This is a genomic window from Bernardetia aquimarina, assembly GCF_042180575.1.
Lineage (GTDB): Bacteria > Bacteroidota > Bacteroidia > Cytophagales > Bernardetiaceae > Bernardetia.
In genome coordinates this window covers 255239-274177 of record NZ_CP170094.1, presented here as the reverse complement: position 1 = coordinate 274177, position 18939 = coordinate 255239, and the positions used below count along the sequence as shown (strand labels likewise).

General features: G+C 31.0%; 12 protein-coding genes. 6 read left to right on the top strand and 6 right to left on the bottom strand.

Features of this window, described 5'->3' with window-relative positions; all coding sequences use genetic code 11:
• Window positions 1-23: 23 nt before the first annotated feature.
• Both ACE193_RS01085 and ACE193_RS01080 read left to right on the top strand, forming a co-directional pair.
• The gene (locus tag ACE193_RS01085; protein ID WP_375558606.1) at window positions 24-1211 is read left to right on the top strand and encodes an ISL3 family transposase; all 1188 of its coding nucleotides are present in this window, start codon (window positions 24-26) and stop codon (window positions 1209-1211) included.
• Window positions 1212-1260: 49 nt separating this feature from the next.
• The gene (locus ACE193_RS01080) at window positions 1261-1794 is read left to right on the top strand and encodes a hypothetical protein (RefSeq protein WP_375561180.1); all 534 of its coding nucleotides are present in this window, start codon (window positions 1261-1263) and stop codon (window positions 1792-1794) included.
• A 66-nt stretch (window positions 1795-1860) separates the two neighbouring features.
• Here ACE193_RS01080 and ACE193_RS01075 read toward each other — a convergent pair whose 3' ends face one another.
• Together ACE193_RS01075 and ACE193_RS01070 are read right to left on the bottom strand one after the other, a co-directional pair.
• Complete coding sequence (locus tag ACE193_RS01075) at window positions 1861-2643, bottom strand: hypothetical protein (RefSeq protein ID WP_375561179.1); 783 nt, start codon at window positions 2641-2643, stop codon at window positions 1861-1863.
• Window positions 2644-3062: 419 nt separating this feature from the next.
• Entirely contained in the window at window positions 3063-3551 is a 489-nt protein-coding gene (locus ACE193_RS01070; protein ID WP_375561178.1) for a hypothetical protein, read from the bottom strand.
• 197 nt (window positions 3552-3748) lie between these two features.
• Between ACE193_RS01070 and ACE193_RS01065 the strand changes: the two genes are divergently transcribed.
• Both ACE193_RS01065 and ACE193_RS01060 read left to right on the top strand, forming a co-directional pair.
• A complete protein-coding gene (locus tag ACE193_RS01065) occupies window positions 3749-4426 on the top strand; it encodes a heme exporter protein CcmB (RefSeq protein ID WP_375561177.1) in 678 nt (225 codons plus the stop codon).
• Window positions 4427-4444: 18 nt separating this feature from the next.
• Complete coding sequence (locus ACE193_RS01060) at window positions 4445-4639, top strand: hypothetical protein (RefSeq protein WP_375561176.1); 195 nt, start codon at window positions 4445-4447, stop codon at window positions 4637-4639.
• 4 nt (window positions 4640-4643) lie between these two features.
• On the opposite strand, the gene ACE193_RS01055 is transcribed toward ACE193_RS01060, so the two are convergent.
• Window positions 4644-5600: a tetratricopeptide repeat protein gene (locus ACE193_RS01055; RefSeq protein WP_375561175.1), complete on the bottom strand. Its 957-nt coding sequence runs from the start codon at window positions 5598-5600 to the stop codon at window positions 4644-4646.
• A gap of 408 nt (window positions 5601-6008) precedes the next feature.
• Here ACE193_RS01055 and ACE193_RS01050 point away from each other — a divergent pair, with 408 nt between their 5' ends.
• Window positions 6009-6392 carry a GldM family protein gene (locus tag ACE193_RS01050; protein ID WP_375561174.1) on the top strand — a complete coding sequence of 128 codons (384 nt, stop codon included), beginning with the start codon at window positions 6009-6011 and terminating at the stop codon, window positions 6390-6392.
• Window positions 6393-6444: 52 nt separating this feature from the next.
• On the opposite strand, the gene ACE193_RS01045 is transcribed toward ACE193_RS01050, so the two are convergent.
• On the bottom strand, window positions 6445-6717 hold the full coding sequence (locus ACE193_RS01045) for a DUF1294 domain-containing protein (protein WP_375561173.1): 273 nt from the start codon (window positions 6715-6717) through the stop codon (window positions 6445-6447).
• Window positions 6718-6844: 127 nt separating this feature from the next.
• Window positions 6845-12322 (bottom strand): alpha-2-macroglobulin, encoded by a 5478-nt coding sequence (locus ACE193_RS01040; RefSeq protein ID WP_375561172.1) that lies wholly within the window; start codon window positions 12320-12322, stop codon window positions 6845-6847.
• 696 nt (window positions 12323-13018) lie between these two features.
• Here ACE193_RS01040 and ACE193_RS01035 point away from each other — a divergent pair.
• Entirely contained in the window at window positions 13019-16711 is a 3693-nt protein-coding gene (locus ACE193_RS01035; RefSeq protein WP_375561171.1) for an AAA domain-containing protein, read from the top strand.
• Window positions 16712-16850: 139 nt separating this feature from the next.
• Here the strand turns inward: ACE193_RS01035 and ACE193_RS01030 are convergent, their stop codons facing one another.
• Window positions 16851-18830 (bottom strand): hypothetical protein, encoded by a 1980-nt coding sequence (locus tag ACE193_RS01030; RefSeq protein ID WP_375561170.1) that lies wholly within the window; start codon window positions 18828-18830, stop codon window positions 16851-16853.
• Window positions 18831-18939 lie beyond the last annotated feature (109 nt).

The following is an 18939-nucleotide window of genomic DNA, read 5'->3' as shown; positions in this document are numbered from 1 at the left end:
TAATTTCTTAATTTAGCCTTTCTATGGATACTAACACAATAGCAATTTTATTAGGTTTTTCAGATTTTTCAGTAACGAAAATAGAATCTTCTCCACTTCGCTTAACTATTTATGGAGAAAGTAATTTAGCCGATTCTATTTGTCCTAATTGCTTGAAAAAGTGCAATAAAGTGACTTCTACTTCAGAACGTATTGTTCGTGACCGAAATATTTTAGACAAAGAGGTTTATTTACACTTAACTTCTCGTCAATTTCATTGTCAAGATTGTACTCGTTACTTTCAAGAAGTTTTTAGTTTTGTTTCTAAGCAAAAAAATCAAACTCATCGTTTGGAAAAATATCTTTATTTATGTTTGAAAGATAGCAGTTTCAAAGAAGTAGCTATCCGAGAAAACATACTTTGGGATGTTTTAGATGGTATTTTTAAAACCTATAGTAAACGTGAGATAAAAAAACACCTAGATTATTTTCCTCGACGTTTAGGTATTGATGAATTTGCTTACAAAAAAGGAAAAAAGGAATATGCTGTTGTTTTAGTAGATTTAGATACAGGTCAAGTTTGGGATATTTTAGAATACCGTAATAAAGAGTATTTAAAAGCCTATTTTTTATCCAAAGGCGAAGTTTTTTGTACTAGTATAGAAGTATTTTCTTGTGATATGTGGGAGGGATTTTCAAATACAGCAAAAGAAGTATTTCCTAACGCTGATGTAGTAATAGATCGCTTTCATTTTTTTCAGCATTGTAATAAAGTGCTAGATAGCATTCGTAAAGAATTACGACGAAAAGATGATAAAAACGTTCATTTCAAGCAAATAAAATGGCTTTTATACAAGGCATGGAAAGACCTTACTTATAAAGAAAGACGAGTTTTACTTAAAGCGTTTAGGTTTAGCTCAACGCTTAGACAGGTGTATTTTATGAAAGTGGAATTACAAAATATATTTAATACTGATTTGAGTAAACAAGAAGCTAAAAAACTACTAGACCAATGGATAGAAGAAGCTCAAAAAATAAATCATAAGGCTCTAAATAGATTTATAAATACGTTTAATTCTTGGAAAAATGATATTATTAATTTCTTCAAAGATAGATATTCTAACGGAATAGTAGAGGGAATTAATAATAAAATTAAGACCCTCAAAAGGAGTGGGTATGGGTTTAGAAACTTTCAAAATTTTAGATTGAGAATGATAGTCAAATTCATATAATCGCTAAAAAGTCGGAAGAGCCAAATTTTTTGATTCTTTTGATGAAACAATGGAAAATTATTGGGATATTTTGGGAGGTGGTTGCAGTTGGTATTGTGGAGCAGGAGGAGATAGTCTTTTAGCCTCTTCTTATCTAAAAAGTAATCACAAAACTATAGATTATTTACCTCGTAATGCGTATGATTTGAGCTATGAAACTGCTTGGGTAGAAGGTGTGAAAGGAGATGGAATAGGTGAGAGTTTGACATACAGTTTTCCTCCTAGCCACCCTAGAATAACAGAAATAAAAATTGTAAACGGCTATGTAAAATCCGAAAAAGCGTGGAAAGAAAACTCACGAGTAAAACAGCTAAAACTCTACATAAATGATGTTCCGACTGCTTTACTAAATTTGGAAGATAACAGAAATGAACAAGCATTTACAGTAGAACCCATTGGAAATTCTGATAGAGAAAATTTTGAAAATTTAAAAGATAAACCTTGGTGGACACTCAAATTTGAAATTACAGAAGTTTATAAAGGAGAAAAATATGAAGATACTGCAATTACAGAAATCTATTTTGATGGAATTGATGTGCATTAGAAATGGAAATTTACTGCTTTATTAGCTCATAATTGTTTTGTTAGTTGTTGATTATCCATAAAAAAATCATTTTCTAGGTTTTCCTATTTCGATATTTCCTTTGCTTTGAGATTTAATATTCATCATTGTGCGTAATTCAGTATTATCTTCACTATAAAAAAAGACTTCTTTGAAGTGCGATATTTTTTCTAGTCCGTGCAAAAAAATACCTGTATGTTCACGACTTTTGGTAGGCAGACCTTTATTTAAAAACTTCCCACTCTCAAAGTAAATCAACAAAGAAGGCATACCCAAATTGTGTGTTACTCCTTCACTATGATAATTAATTTGTGATTCTCGTTGATATTTGATTTGCTTTACATCATTCCAAGAAAAACTATCTTTTCCTATCTCAATACGGTTTTTGAAAAGCCGTACATCATTTTTATTTGCTCCTGTAAGTTCTTTAAAAAAGTCTCTTGAAGTAATAATAGAAGACAAAACACCTACAAAAAATGTTATAAACAAAGAAATTACAAAACCAAAACTGAGTGCAGAAATTATAAAAGACATGACTATAAGCAAAAACATAATATTAGAATCTGCTCCTGTATGCAATAATTCGGCAATCATTTCTTTGCTTCTTCTTATAATAAGTCTGGATTGTAAAACAGGAACAGTATTTAGGGTCATAAACTGCTCACAATGTCTGTCATTCATATATCCCCAACTATCTTCTAAAAAACAAGATTTACAAACAGCACAAAAAACAACCTTGTCATTTTCTTGAACCATATCGCCTGTAATTGGGTCAGTTCTGCCAATAATATGAGAATGAGATGAATTTAACTTATGAGAATGATAAGACATGTTTTGAGAATTAAGTCTTTATTTTTTCTAAAAAAAAATTGAGAGTGTTACAAAAAGTATGATATCGAAAAATTGTAAAAATAGCCATTTTTGCTCTTTCCAACAACAATAAGTACACATATCATACTTTTTAAAATATTTTCATTTATTTATCCTACTATTTTATTAAAACCTCTTTTACAGCTTCATTTGAGTTTCAAAGACGGTTGGTTTTCTCTATTTATAAATTGTCAAGACTAAAGTCATTGTTAAGAAATAGAATTAAAAATAGTAGGGTTACAGTAGCTAAGTAATTAAGCAAAATAAAATATATCTAAAAAAGAGTTAGAAAGTGGGAGTTTAAACTGTCAAGACATCTTTGAGGTGTCAGACAGATTACAATAACCTAAATAATTTTGTCCAGTTACTTATAATTTATCTCAAAAAAGGTCTATTATTTTTATTGTTTTTCCTCTAAAATCAAAACTTTCACCTTTCTTTTTTCCACTCATCACCTCATAAATAGGAGCAGCCGTAGAGATGGCAAAATAAGAACTTGGCTTCTCATCAATTTTTAATTCTGCTAAACTAATAGAAATAAAAAACTTTTGATTTGCATCAGTAATAACTACTGCTCCTAAATCGACCGAAGAGTTAATTTTTTGAGAAGAAATCCTAGACAAAATTTCTAATTTGTCTTTTGCTTCCACAAACTGTTTGGCATACATATCTCGGTCTTGCTGTAATTGAGTACGGAACGATTCAAATTTTTCTTCCATACTTCCTTTTTCTTCGTTAGCACTTTCTTGTGCTTCATTCATAGCTGACTTAGCATCATTTGCTATTTCAAGTTGTTTTTTGCGAGCAGCTTCCAAAAGCTGTTTTTTCAATACAACTTTAGATTCTGTGGTGGTTGGAGGTGTAGCCATATTTCTAAAAGATTAATACGATGTTTAAATAAAAAATATAGAAATTCAGAATATCAAAAATGAAATAATTAATGAGAGGAATAAAAATTTGATAAAATGACTTTTGATAACGTAAATTTTATTCAATAGTTTTATTTTGATAAAAAAATAGCAAAAAAGTAGCTAAATTTTTTCTAAAAAATAGTCATCTTTGCAGTATGACAAACAAGACAAATGCAATTTCTCAAATCCTTACGCTGCTACAAAAAGAATTTCGTTTAGAATGGCGACAACGAATTGCTCTAAATAGTATTTTACTCTATTTGGCAGCAACTATTTTTGTGTGTTATTTGAGTTTTTCACTTCAAAAACTTCCTCCTTTGGTTTGGAATGCTCTATTTTGGATAATTTTGATTTTTGCGAGTATAAATGCTATTGCAAAAAGTTTTGTACAAGAAAGTGAAGGGCGTTATATGTATTTTTATACGCTTTTCAAACCCGAAGTATTGATTATTGCAAAGATGATTTATAATACTTTTTTGATGCTTTTGATTTCTTTTTTAGGAATTGGAGCATATATTTTTGTGATGGGAACACCTGTACAAGATTGGAATTTATTTTTACTTATCATTTTGCTTGGCTCAATCGGTTTTGCTACTTCTCTGACACTTATTTCAAGTATTTCGGCACAAACAGAAAATAGCAGTATGCTGATGGCAATTCTGAGTTTTCCAATTATTTTGCCTTTAGTTTTGCTTTTGATTGATGCTTCCAAAAATGCCATTGATGGTTTGGCGTGGAGTGTTAGTAAAGATGAAATACTGCTTTTGGTAGGAATGGATTTGATTTTGGCTGCGCTGGCTTATATTTTATTTCCTTTTTTGTGGAGAAGCTAGATACCTTAATAAAAAAATATGAAACTTATAGCGTGGATATTTAATATTTTGAGCATTTTTGGAATACTGGGAGGTGTTTTTATGATAATTGCAGGAAATCAGCCTTGTGGAGGAGAGCCTTGTATGTTAAGCATATTTACTGTTATTGGAATACCAATGCTTATTATTTCATTATGGCTTTTTTATTCTACTTACAAAAAACTTAGAAAATAGATAATTATATTTTCTTTTTAGATTTTCTATTTCTGATATACCTCGCTCCAAAAAAAGTGATGATTAGTAAAAACAATACGCTTACTATAATTTCTAAATAATTATTTTTAGCCCTATTATGAGGTATTGCTCTTGCTGCTTCCGAGGCATACTGTTCTTTCTGTTTGTTCATTTTCATCTCTAAAGAAGATAAGCGTTTTTCTAAAATCGGCTTTTCAAAACCATATTTTTGAGCTTTTTTATATATTTCTATCGCTTCATTGGGAGCATCTAACAAAAGATTTATATTTCCTAGTTCAAATAAAAGCAGAGCAACAATTTCATTTTTATCTTTAATAAATGAAACTCGCTCATTGAGTTGAAAAAATAATACTTCTCTTAGTTTTAATAATTTATCATACGATAATTCTGTTTTTGGTTCTTCTTCATTTCCAAAACTAGTTGTTATCAGAAAATCACTATTTACATATTTTTTTCCTTTTACTTTAGCAGTCAAAATATTTATGTGTAACCATTCTGATTCGTTGTGTGATAAAGGTTCTATTGTGACCGATTTTTTTATCCAAAAAAGTGCTTTTACATTCTGTCCTAAAAGCTCATAAGCTGTTCCCAAATTAGAAGCCGTCGAATAACGATTTGGTTTTATTTTCTCTAATTCAAGATAAAAATTTACAGCCTCTTGGTATTTTCCTTGCAAAATCAAAATAACTCCTTTGTCAGAAAGATAATCTACATCCTTTGTTTTTTTATATAATTTATCCAAATCATTCATTATTTTCTTGTATTCCTTTGCATCATAAGTGAAAAAATCATGCCCATGAGGAACATATCCATCTTCATCCATATAAATGCTTGTTCCATCTTTCAGCTCTCTAGTTTCTCCATTTATACAAGCAAAAGAAGTTTGAAAACAAAGTAAATTTAGAGCTATCAGCAGAAATATAGAAATTATATTTTTCATTTTTTTTCAGATTAAATAATTTAACAGAACTATATACAATCAAATATAAATATTTTTCATTAAATACTTTCTAATTTAATCAAATTATAAATAGACAACAAGAAACTAAAAATTACGTTTATCTACTACATCAAACATTAAAAAACTTCATGAAATATTTATTAACCGTTTTCTTGTGCTTACTTAGCTTTTATTCTTATTCTCAAACTAGCGATAGTTTGCTCTACATAAAATGTCGTAATTTATCAAACGATAAGTGATAGTTCATTAACTATCAATATTTTATCTAAAACAGAGGTAAAAGTATGGAAAGATACAACACAGAAAAATACATTATTTATTGAACCAAAAGAAGAAGGAAACATCAAAATTGCTCTTACCAATTCTGAAAATGATACGGTTCAGATTATGAATTATAAAGCTGTTTTTCTTCCTCTGCCTGTAATTGAATTAAGAGAAGGAAATAATAAGGTTATTACTATATCTAAAAAAAGTAGAGGCATATCATCTAATTCTATACCCAATTATGCGAATATAGATACTACAACAGTTAAAATACAAGATTTAAGATATAGAACAGTAGATTATGTAGCTGTTTTAAAACGTAATAGTGTAGAAATTGATTCTGCAACTACTAAAGGACCTATGGTAAATATAGGAAACTTAATGAAAGTTGCTAAAAAAGGAGATACTATAATTTTTAAAATATCAAGAGCGCAACGTATGAATTATGAAAATAAAATAGAAGACATTCCTCTAAATGTAGAATTTGAATATCCTGTTTTGGAGTAAAATAAAACTTTGACAGTCTTTTCATAAGGCTGTCAATAGTTTAAAAAAACTCTTAGACTTTAAATTTAAAAATAAAGAAACTAACCAAACCTATCCATACTAAAGTAATAAGATAAGTGATTATAAAGTAATCTTTTTTCTGGTTTTTATGTCTAATTTGATACATTAAAAATAAAATACTAAATACTCCCCCTAGTAGTTCATAGAAATGTAAAGTAGATTCTTTTATTCTCTTTTTAGATTGTATTGCTTTACGTTTGTCCGACCAAAAAATAATACTCGAAATGATATTAATCAAGAATAAGTATGCAAATAAATAGTTCATTGAGCTATATTTTATAGTTTGAAATAGTTTTAACAAAAAACCCTAAGGGACTATGAAGACCCTTAGGGTTAAAATAATATTACCTCTGCCACTGCTCATGTCCCCACGAGCGACATACCAAAAAACTTTACTCCACCACCAAAGTACCAGCACCGTGATACGAATGATAAGAAGCATCATACATCGCATCGGCACTTATCAAACCAACTTTATAAGTTCCTTCTGAAACGGCACGAGTTTGATAATAATAATACTGTGTTTTCTTCTTTCTCACATCAGTAAAAATATTTACTCTATCATCTCTAAAATCAAAATGGTCTGGCGAAGAAGCATCTTTTATCCAGTCAAACTGTTGTGCGCCTCCTAATCTTGGGTTTTCAATTTCCAAACCAGCAGGAAGCATGTCTGTAATGACGACATTTTCAATAACATCTACCGAAGTAGAAATAACTTCTATTCTGACCACAACTAATTGATTTTGTTTTACTTTTCCACTAATTACATTTCCTTTTTTGTCTAAATAAGTTCTGCGAACACGAATATTTTTGTCTTCTTGGATATAATCGCCTTTCAAACTTATTCCTTCTTTTTCCCAAAAATAATACAAATCGCCTTCTCCACTCGTTTGAATAGTTATTTCTTTATCCAAAACTTGTTTTTTGGTAAGGACAACCGTACCATTTTCATAAGCAGAAAGATTCGAACCACCAGACGAAATTTGAGCCGTAATATTGCTATTATTAGCCTTTCTAGCTAATTTTCCTAAAGCTAAAAACGTAAATGCGTGTTCTTGTGTATTGAGATATTTCTTAGCTCTATATTGTTCTGAAAGCTGTTTTGCTAATGTTCCTATTTGTGGATTTTTGGGGTCTTGTTCTAACAAAACATTCAAAGAAATTGCTTGATCACGTATGTAGGAATAGAAATTCCCACCCAAAGACTGTTCAGATTTTTCGCCTGAAAAAGACGGAGGCAAAACGACATCATAACTCGCCTTATCTCCCAATAATTTGTAGGTAGAAGCGAGTAAATAACGAGAATCAATCGCTAATAAATGTTTATTGGCTTTGTAGTAATTCATCGTTGCAACATCTTGTTTTCCTGCCATTGCCAAAATATACATCGAATAGAAAATAGATTTGTTTGCAATCGGTCTTGAAGTAAGCTGTCCGTTGATGTTGTAATAATACAAGCGTTCGGTATCTTTTGATTTGATTTTTGTAAGTAAATAATCGTGTGCTTTATTCAAAACCTCATCATTTACTTCATAACCTGCTTTTTTTGCTTCTGTTAAGAAATGTGTTGCATAAACTGTTCCCCACCAACTTGCCGTGTGTCCACCTTGCCAGTAGCTCAAACCACCTTCATAAAGCTGCATAGATTGTAATTTTGCAATCGCAAAACGGATATTTTCATCAGGATTAAGGTTATAACTCAATGATTTTCCTATCGATTCGGCAATATCTTTTACATAAAGTTGAGGAAAAGCACTTGATGTAGTTTGCTCCACACAACCATACGGATAACGCACCAAATAATCCAATGACTTCACAAACTGAACCATTGGCGACTTGCTAACAACCAGTTTTGCATCTGCCGAAGTAGGAACGTAATCGTGCTTAAAACTAATCGTTTTGCTTTTTCCACCTTCTACGCTTCCTGCATCAGATTCTTTTAAAAGAGAAGTAAACGGACGAACGGTAATATCAGTAGTTTGATTAAATTTTTCGCCTAAAGCTGCCACTTCAACATCAATTTCTGCCGTTCCGACAGCTTCAATCGCATTGATTTTAAAATCTACTTTTGCTTCACTATTTGGTTGAATAGTAACGGTTTGTGTTGTATTTCCATCTGGTGAAACTGCTCCTTTTGTTTTTAAAGTAACGGTTGCTTGAGCTACTTTTTCGGTCGTGTTACTCATCGTAACAGGCATTGTAATTTTGTCTTTTGGACTCAAGAAACGAGGAATACCTGCCGAAATTACGATTGGGTCAGCGACTTTCATATTTGCCGTTGCCGAACCAAATTTTGCACCCTGCACAGCAACTGCCATAATACGTAAATCTCCCGAAAATTGAGGAACATCTATTGTATAATTTACTTCGCCTTTTGCATTTGTTTTTAATGTTCCTGACCAAAATGAAACAGGTTTTACTCGTTTGTTTGCCATTGGATTAGTACGATTTCCCAAGTCATAACCACCTGCACCAAAGTTTTGAATATTTGCTTTAAATTCTGGATACAAACGTTCGTACATATCAAAAGCCTGTACACCTAATGCTCTTTTTTGGAAGAAATAACCGTAAGGGTCAGGCGTTTGGAAGTTTTTAATCAGTAAAATTCCTTCATCAACGGCTGCAATCGTAATTTCTACATCTTGCATCGGTTTTCCTGTTTTGACAAGTATATTTTGTTTCTGAGAAGAACGCATACGCTCTGGAACAGTAATTTCTAATTCAATTTTATGTTCTTTTTCATTTTCTACTGTAATCGGAATATATCCGTGGGCAACCGTAAGAGGAACATCATTATTCGAAAGAGGACGAATAAGCGTAGCACTTACATAAACATTTGGCAAATGCTCGTCTGTAATTGGAATATCCATCGAAGCCGAACGATTCTGAACATCAATATATTTATGAGTAATAACGCTATTTTTCTCTAAAGTAACGAGCATTCTACCCGAAAAAGGGGCTTTGAAAAGTACCTTTGCTGTTTCACCAGCGTTATATTTTTTCTTATTTAAGGTAATATCAATCTGTCCTGCTTTATCAACTTGGAAAGAAGAATTTGAAGTAGAACCCCAATAATAGGCGTAAAAACTAGTCGAAACATAAGTTTCAGCATTTGGAAGTGAAACACGAACTTCATAACGAGCCGAAGTTTTGGGAGTAAAAGTAATTGAAGTTCCAGATGGATTAATTTTCATTTCTTCATCGTACTCAACTATTTCTTTGTATTTCGAAACATAACTATAATTATCGTCGTATCTTCTCTCTAAAGCAGTGTACCATTGATAACGAATGACTTGTACTTTTGCATTTGCAGGAATGGCTTTTCCATCATAATCAAGAGCTACCAACGGAAAATTAAGAGGTTGATTAAGACCAATCCAATAATAATCTAATCCTTTTACACCCAAAAAGTAAGGCTGTGTAATTATATCAAAACTTTTGCGTGAACCGACAGGTCGCCCAGTTTCATCAAAAACAGTTGTATAAAATGTTCCTTGCATCAAACCAATATTTTCAAATGTTTCTGGAATTTTGACACTTTCACTTACTTTTCCTTGCAAATCCGTTTCACCAGTATTTTCATAATCTTCATACGAAGGCATTTGATTATTTCCAATATTCAAATAAAAGTTATAATCTTGGTATTTGGCATCTTTTGATTGAAATGCTTTTTTATTATATGTCAGACGAACTTCATAATTTCGGTCTGCAGCTGGAGGACCAAAAAGATTTGTTGCTGTTGCTTCTAAGTTTATAGATTGCCCACTTTTTACAGATTGTTCATTGAGTTTTGATTCTACTTTTATACGTTGTGGCATAAATTCCTCCACATTTATATTACGAGAACAGAGCAAAACATCATTTGAGGTATAAACTTCAATCGTATAACTTCCTGTTACACTTGTGCTAGGAAGTGGAATCGTAGCTGCAAATGTTCCTTCTTCTGAAAGACGGTTTTGTTTTTCTACCAAACTTCTACCATTTGGCATAATGATTTTCCATTTTACAGGAATTTGTCCTACACTTTTCCAATCTTCCCAATTACGAATAATTGCTTTAAAGCTAATTTTTTCATCAGGACGGTACAAATTTCTTTCAGGATAAATAAAGGATTGATAATTTCCTGCTGTTGGATTGATTCCGTCTGTATCAAAACCATACGTAGAAATTCCATTTTGAGATAAATGAATATAACTAAAATCGTCATTTTTTTGAGCTGTAATAAACTGAAAATTATATTTTTCGCCTAATTTTTTCAGTCCTGTAAACTTTGCTATTCCTTCAGCGTTTGTTCGTGCTGTTTGGATAGTTTGGTTGCTTGTACTAATCAATCGCATTTGAGTTCCTTCTTCAGGCGTTGCGTTCATTATAGAATTAGCAAAAACGAAAATTTCATCATCACTTCTACGAACAATAAAACCCAAATCAGAAACACAAACAATCTGACGGTCATTTATCCAACGGTCGTCAGGCGAACGAAGAATTACATAATAAATTCCTTCAAACGGACGATTATCAGCAGCTACAATTTCACGCATATCAAGCGCATAACTACTTCCTGCCTTTTTGAACTCAGACATTTTCATTTCCTTTTTCAAAATCACATCTCCATAATCTCTCTGTCCATTTCCATAATAATACTCTTCCATTTCGTTGTAATTGTACAAACCGACCATTTCTCTTAAAAAATGTTGTACATTATTTTCATAGATTTTATAAACTTCTACTTCTACTTTTTCAAAACCGTAGATATTTACACCAATATTTCGTTCTCCTTTCGAAGTTAGGTAAGCTGCTTTTCCATCTGAAAAAGAAATTGTTTTTTCTGCGCCACCAAAAAGCAAAACGTGTTCGTATTCTGCTCTTAATTTTGTTTCGAAAACACCTTTTAAATCTTGGTCAATGGTAAGTTGATAATTTGTTTCGTCTTTGAAATCTGCTTTTATTAAAAATCCTGCATCTGTTTTTTCTATTTCTGTACGTAATTGTGGTTTGATAGAAATGAGGTCTTTAATCTGTGATTCGTTTTGCATAACACTTTGATTCGTCAAAACTCTGACAATCGTTTTGTTATTCATTTTATATGAATTTACTTGTGTTATTTCAAAAACTTGTGGGTCTGGAATATCAGTTTTGAATGACATTTGAGGAGCAGTTCCGTCGCCTTTTGTCATTTTTAAGCCTTCTTTTATATTAATGGAAATGGTTTTTCCTGCAAGTTCTTTGCTGTCGCTTGTATTTGGCTTTACGACCAAACGAATGTTTTTTCCTGCTTCATTGCTCTTCAAAGTATAATTTGCAGCCGTTCCGTTTCCTGTTTCCGAAGCTCCCAAAGTAGAAAGTGAAAGCAAACTGTTCAATGCACTAGGATTGATGTCATAATTAAAAAGTAAATTCAAAAGAAGTTCTGGCGAACCGTTCGCATCTGTACTCCAATAGGCTTGTGCTGTTGAAAGGTCTAAATAAGGTGTATGAAATTCAAATTTTTTCTCTTTATCAACTTCAATATTTTTCTGTGTAAGCTCTGCAATCAGATTTTGAGTGAGTTTTACTTGGTATTTTGTGTTGGGAGCAAATCCTTCATCTGGCGAAAAAATAAGCGTCGTCGGACTTGTCCACTTAAATTTTCCCTTTACTTTCGGATTAATATCTAAATATTCAATTTCCTGCCAAGCATCTAATTGTTCTGGTTTTGCAATGGCTTGATTGAATGTAAAAGTAAGATTTTGTTGAAGTGCGATTTGCTCGCCAAAATTTTGGTCAATGACTTGTAATTTTTCTGTTGTGGCACAGGAAACCAGCCAAAGCAGAAAAACTATTCCCATTACTGGGAAAATAGATTTGTAGGATTTGTTGAAAAAGTTATTCATAAATTTGGAATAGTTGTGTTATTAGTAAGGATACCAACAACGGCGAATTTTAGGTAAATTAGGTAGTAGAAAATTTTCTTTCAGTTCTTTGTTAATACTACGATGCTTTTTAACAAAAAATTGCATACGAAAAGATAGTATTTTTTTAGGTTCTTTCAAATTTTATAATTCAATAAAAAACCTTGACATTCAAAAGTAAGAAGCTAGAAAACTAGGTTAATCACATCATAAAACGAGAGTTTTAATTTCATTGCATTTTTCGCTATTAGCAAGGGCTTATTCATTTTTGGAAAAATGACCATTGCCAAGGCAAGAAAATACAATCTTCCTTGGTAATCATTCTTTATTGAAGATAATGGATGTTACCAATGGGGAAAAATACGATAAATTTTTAAAAAAACTCCAAATTAGATGCAATTAACTTACTATAAAATAATAAAATTAATAAGAAAACATGAATGAAAGAAATGTTTTTTTGCTCAACTATTTTCTATCTGAAAATATCTTCTACTTGCCTAAAATACAGATAAATCTATCGAAAATTAGTTGTTTTTTATTTAAAAAATAAACTACTTGCATTGTGAAATTGTATAAAATGTGTTATTCCCTTGTATATGCTCCATGATTACCCCAAATTTTCTCAGCTACGTCAATCGTAAACTAAAAACAGGCAATTTAGAATATATTCATCTAAATGTGTTACCTAAAAATCATGCTACTCGCCTTGATGCTTATCAGTTTAATCAAATAGAGGAAGGCTTGGCAGATAAATTTATACAGGAACTGTTTGAAAAACAAGGAATGCGATTTACCCTTTCGCTTACTTCTTTACAAGATGACTCTTCTTCAGAAATAAAATCTAATTTTGATAAGATAGCTAAAAGGTTGGATACCATCAATCATCAAAACAATGATGATTATCAAGAATATGGTGTACGTACATTTGGTTTTGGCTATCCTCTTGTTGTTCGTAGAAGTAAACATAATCCAAATAAAGTAATAAAATCTCCTCTTATTATTTGGCGTATGTATTTAGAAAAATCTATTCATCAAATTAATGAATGGAAAATAATTCGTACAGAAGAAGACCCTATTTTGCTCAATGAAGTTCTAATCAATCATTTAGAGCAAGAAGAAAAGATAGTTTTTAAAGCTGCAGTAGAAGAATATTTAAATGAAGAAATTCTCACTTTTACACAACTAAAAAACATTTGTAATACAATAATGGAACGTTTCAATCTTGAAAATATAGAAGATTTTCAAGAGCCACATATTGATGCCATTCCTACTATCGACGAAGATGCTTCTACCCATTTTCCAAAGATAATTTGGTCAGGTGTTTTTGGACTCTATAGAATCCAAAAAGAAGGAATTATACAAGATGTAGACTATATTATGTCACATTTTAATAATTTTAGATTCGAAAATCTAATTCCAGACCCTTATCAAACTTCTACTTTATCAAGTATAGATACAGACCCAAGTCAAGAAAAAATACTACAATCACTTGCTAAAAAAAGTGTTCGTGTAATACAAGGACCTCCTGGAACAGGAAAAAGTCAGGCATTGACAGCCATTATTACCAATACCATTGAAAGTGGTGCTAAGTGTTTGGTTGTCTGTGAGAAAAAAACAGCATTGGATGTTATTCGCCAAAATTTGGAAGATTTAGGCTGTGGAGAGTTTTGTATTTCTATTGAAGATACTACTAAAGATAGACGAACAGTTATTGCAAAGGTTAGAAATGCAGCTGAACAAATAGAAGAATATCGTCATAATTTTAGAGAAAAAGAGTATGAAATTGCACTCAATAATTATAATCAATTAAAAAGAGATATTAATAGAAGGCATAAAGCTGTTTTAAAGAAGATATTTGGAGATGATTGTTGGAAAGATGTTGTAGGAAAATACATGCATAGCCAACGTATAGGAGAAAATATTTCTTTAAAACATTTGTTGGATAGAAGCGAATATTCATTTGATTATGAGGAGTTTGAGTTATATACAAAAAAAATAAAAGAAGGATATTATCTCTTCAAACAAGTTGCTGCTGAGAATCATCCTTTAGAGCAGTTAAATGATCAATTATTTCAAGGAACATTTTTACATACACAACGCATAGAAATAGAAGAAAATTTAAACCGTTTGGTTAGAGAGTCTCAAGATATTATTGATACATATACTGCTCATAAAACTGTTTATGGAGAAGAGTTTAAAGACAATAGAGTATTTAGAAATAATTCTATCATGATTTTTTCTTTTGTTTCTCGTAAACATGATAAAGTCAAAAATTTCAAACAAGAATTTTTAAAACAATATCAAGATTTTGTAGATAGGCAAGAAGAAATAAAGTATTTTGATGTAGAATTTCCAAATAAAGAAGGTGTAGAAAATTTTGAAACACTTTACAAATCTATACTTGCTTACCAAGAAAAGATGAAATCTATTTTGGTAGGAATAGATGATTTTCAAGAGTATTATAAGTGGAAACATTTTGTTATTTCATTAAAAACACCACAAAGAAATGTTTTTACTGCGCTCATAAAAGCAAAATCCAACGATTGGGCAAATACCTTTGAGAGCTGGTATTTGGATAATGTTCTCTTTAAATACGAACAAGAAATAGGACCTTTCCAACAAGATGATCATTTAATAGAAGAACTTGACCAATTAACTGAAAAACTAAAAAAGATGCAAGTTGATAAGATAATTGCACATTGGCTTAGTGTGCAAAAAACAGCTTTAGAAAAGTTTAAGTTAAAAGGAGGAAATATAAATACACTTTATAATTATAAAAAAAATAAACAAAATAAACGCAAAAATTCACTTCGTAAGATAATTCATACTGACTTTCAGTTATTTAGTAGTTTCTTTCCTATAATTTTAGTTAGCCCCACAGTAGCTAGTTCAATTCTGCCCATGAAAGAAGGACTATTTGAAGTTGTTATCTTTGATGAGGCAAGTCAGTTGAGATTGGAAGATACTTTTTCATCTTATTTGCGTGGGAATTATAGAATTATTTCAGGAGATGTACATCAAACTCCTCCTACCAATTATTTTGGAAGGGATATTTTATTAGACATTGATTTAGAAGATAAAGAAACACATGAAGAAGCTCCTTTAGTAATAAAACCTGACTCAAGAGAATTGGCTGATAAAGAATCATTGTTACAATTTGCTTTAGATGCAGGCTATGAGAAATCTTATTTAGATTTTCATTATCGCTCTCGTCATCCGTTCCTAATTGAGTTTTCAAACTCTGCTTTCTATGGTTCAAGGCTTATGCTTATGCCTGAACGTTTTGCGTATAAGCCTATCCGTTTTCTGCAAGCTGATGGTATTTATGATAAAAATAGAACCAATATGACAGAAGCCAAAATGATTGTAGATATTCTGTTTGGACATATTTGTGAGAATAGTTATGGAGACTGTCCGACAATAGGAATAGCTACTTTTAATATAGAACAACGTAATTTGATTTTAGAATTAATTCAAAAAACTTGTCAAGGAAATAAAGAACTTCTCAAACGTTATGAAAAAATAAAAGAAGATGGATTTTTTGTCAAAAATTTAGAGAATATGCAAGGAGATGAACGAGATATTATTCTAATTTCTACAACATTTGGTAAAAATGAAGAAGGAGTATTTAAACAATATTTTGGACCTCTAAATTTATCAAAAGGATATAAATTACTTAATGTTCTTGTTACTAGAGCAAAATATCAGGTGTATGTCTGTACTTCTATTCCTTCTTCTTATTATAATCGTTATGCAAAGGAACTTGCACTTAGAGGAAATACAGGAAGAGCAATATTATATGCCTACTTATCATATGCACAAGCGATAGAAGAAAATGAAGGTAAAAAAAGAAGAACTATTTTGGAGCTTCTAGAAAAATACTGCTTGGAAGGAGAACGTTTTGATAAAGTACAAAACCAGCTTTCTCCACTTAAAGAAGAATTATATCATCGCCTTTCTGAACAATTTGGAGAAGAACGTGTAGAAGCTGAATATCAGTTTGGAAGTTTAAAATTAGACTTTGTAATAAAAGCTCATAAAGCAGGAAAACCTATTTTAGCTATTGAATGTGATGGTGCTATGCATCATAATACTGAAGAAGCATATATCCAAGACATATATAGAGGAAAAATTATTACTGAAAGAATGAAAATTCATTATTACCGTATCTGGACTACAAACTGGTGGATTAATTCGAAAAAAGAAATGAAAAACTTAGTTGATTTTGTCAATTCTATTGATGAAGATAAGTTACCAAAAAAATCTTTATCTACTATGACAACCATGGAAGAATTTGTAGACAGACCATTGAATTTGGAATCTATTGGAGAAAATCTCTCTAAAATAAAACCACAAGAAGGGCAACTCTAATTATTCTTCAAATTGTAGTAAAATGGAAATATAAAAAGTAAATTTTATTGTAGGTATTCTAAATTAGTATAAAAAAAACGACTATTTTGAGTAAAAATAGCCGTTTTATCAATTAAAAAAATTGAGGGAATTTATTGTCTTACAAATTTGCCAACGTTTTTTCTATTTCCTCTAAAGTAGTTTCTCTATACACTAAATCAACAGGGTTTTTGCCTACTCTGACCTTCTCAAAAGCCATAAATAGTTTTTCTCCTTTTTTGCGAACACCAAAAATGGTAATTCGTTCTCCTTTAGGTATGCTGCTAAATGTATTATATTTTCCTGTTTGTGTACCTCGCATGACAGCATTTATGTCATTAAAAATAACTCTAACAGGTGTATGAGAATTGACAAGCAAATTTACTTTTTGTGTATTTGGTACACCATAAAAACGATCGCAATTAATCCAACCTAAATCCATAGTTTGAAAAACATAAGAATCTAATACTTGAGTCGTTTCTAAAGTTGCTTTATTTTTTGCTACATATTGTTCATAACGGTCTATGTACTTCTGACGATAGGCATCATAAGCAACTTGCTTTCTTACATTGGGTGTTCTGTGATAATATTTCAAAGCTCGTGTCATTCTATAATCTTCAACAAAGGCTTTTCTAGTGGTTTTGATAATTCCTGTCCAAACTAAAATGGGTTTTTTACGCTTTTTATAAGAAATAGTATAATTCTCGTCGCTTTTACGCTGCGAACTTCTCCAACTTCTAAATTGATTTTCTCCTTTTTCCAAGACATCTTCCCACAAACCAACTGACTGAAGATAAAAAGCTATCTTTTGTCCTTTACAAATACCACTTTTCGAAGTATTTACGCTAAAACGAAGTCCACCAGAAGAATTGACGGAGCGAATAACTGAAGTATTTTTCAAACCGTTATTAGTTTTTGTAATTTCCTCAATTACTTTTGCTGTTCCTTTTTTACTGATTTCGATAGCAAGTTGAATCGTATCATAAAAGACAATATCTTCTTGATTTGGATTTTCAAAAAAGGACATTTGGTAACTCTTATAATTTTCATACGCTACTGTGTCTTTTACAACCGAAAATGTACTCTGAATTGTTGGTGTAATTACTCGTCTATTTGATGTTGTAGGTTTGATGGTACGAAATGTCGTTAGATACTCTTTGCTTTTTTCTACATCAATTTCTTCTGACAAAGCCTCTATTTTTTCAGAAATCAAATTTACATCAGCACACTCACAGTCATTTGTATTTGTTTGAGGCGCATCAAGGCTATCTTTTTTATATAAAAAACGTAGCTTATAAAAATCTCTTTTTTCTGGAATACTTACAATTCCAATTTCTGTTCCGTCGGTTTGCCAAATAGAAGGAGGATTATTTACATTATTCAAATTAGCAGTATTTGAGTTTGTCTTCGAATTACTCGCCAAATAAACCTTCATACCATTTTTACTTCTTGTATTTGTATTAAAAGTAGGCATTTCGATAGCTATTTTCTTTTGGAGTTTTACTTTTTTTCCATCCGAAGTAGCTTCAAGATGCAGCATTCCACCACTTTCCAAAAAGCCATCTTTTGTTTGAGTAGCCAAGCCTGCCAGTAAAACCGTTTTTTTATCATAAAATTCCTTCACCTCAAAATTTATAGGTGTAGTAACAGGACTTCCATCAAGAAAAACAAAAGAACCTTCTTCAATATGAATATATGTTCCTAAATCACAATAAATATCTTGTTCTTCATTGTTTGAAATTTTGAATGTTTGTGTTTTTGGGGCAAAACGTTGGAAAAACTCAGAAGAATCTTGCGCCGAAAATTCAGCATACAAATCTTGTTCGTTTATGTTTGTATTATCATCTGAATCATTGTTTGAATATACTGGACGAATAGAATTTGGTTGTTGTTCGTTGTTAATGGCGTTAGAATTACTATCAATCGAATAACTATTTTCGTCTATATTTGTATCAGAGTTTGACACAGTAGTTGTTTCTTGACTGATTTTGTCTTCTTTAGAAGTAGAATTTGTATTACAAGAACTTATAAATAAAAGACAAACAAAGATAACAGATAAAACTGAGCTTGACCTTCTGAATGAACTTTGTGAAGTTTTCATAGTAGTTGAGATTAGGATTGCGAGATAATTGAAACGTAATTGAATTTTTCTAGGCTTTATTTATACTTGATTTTTAAATGCTTTTTATTGAGATAAGTAACAACTGATT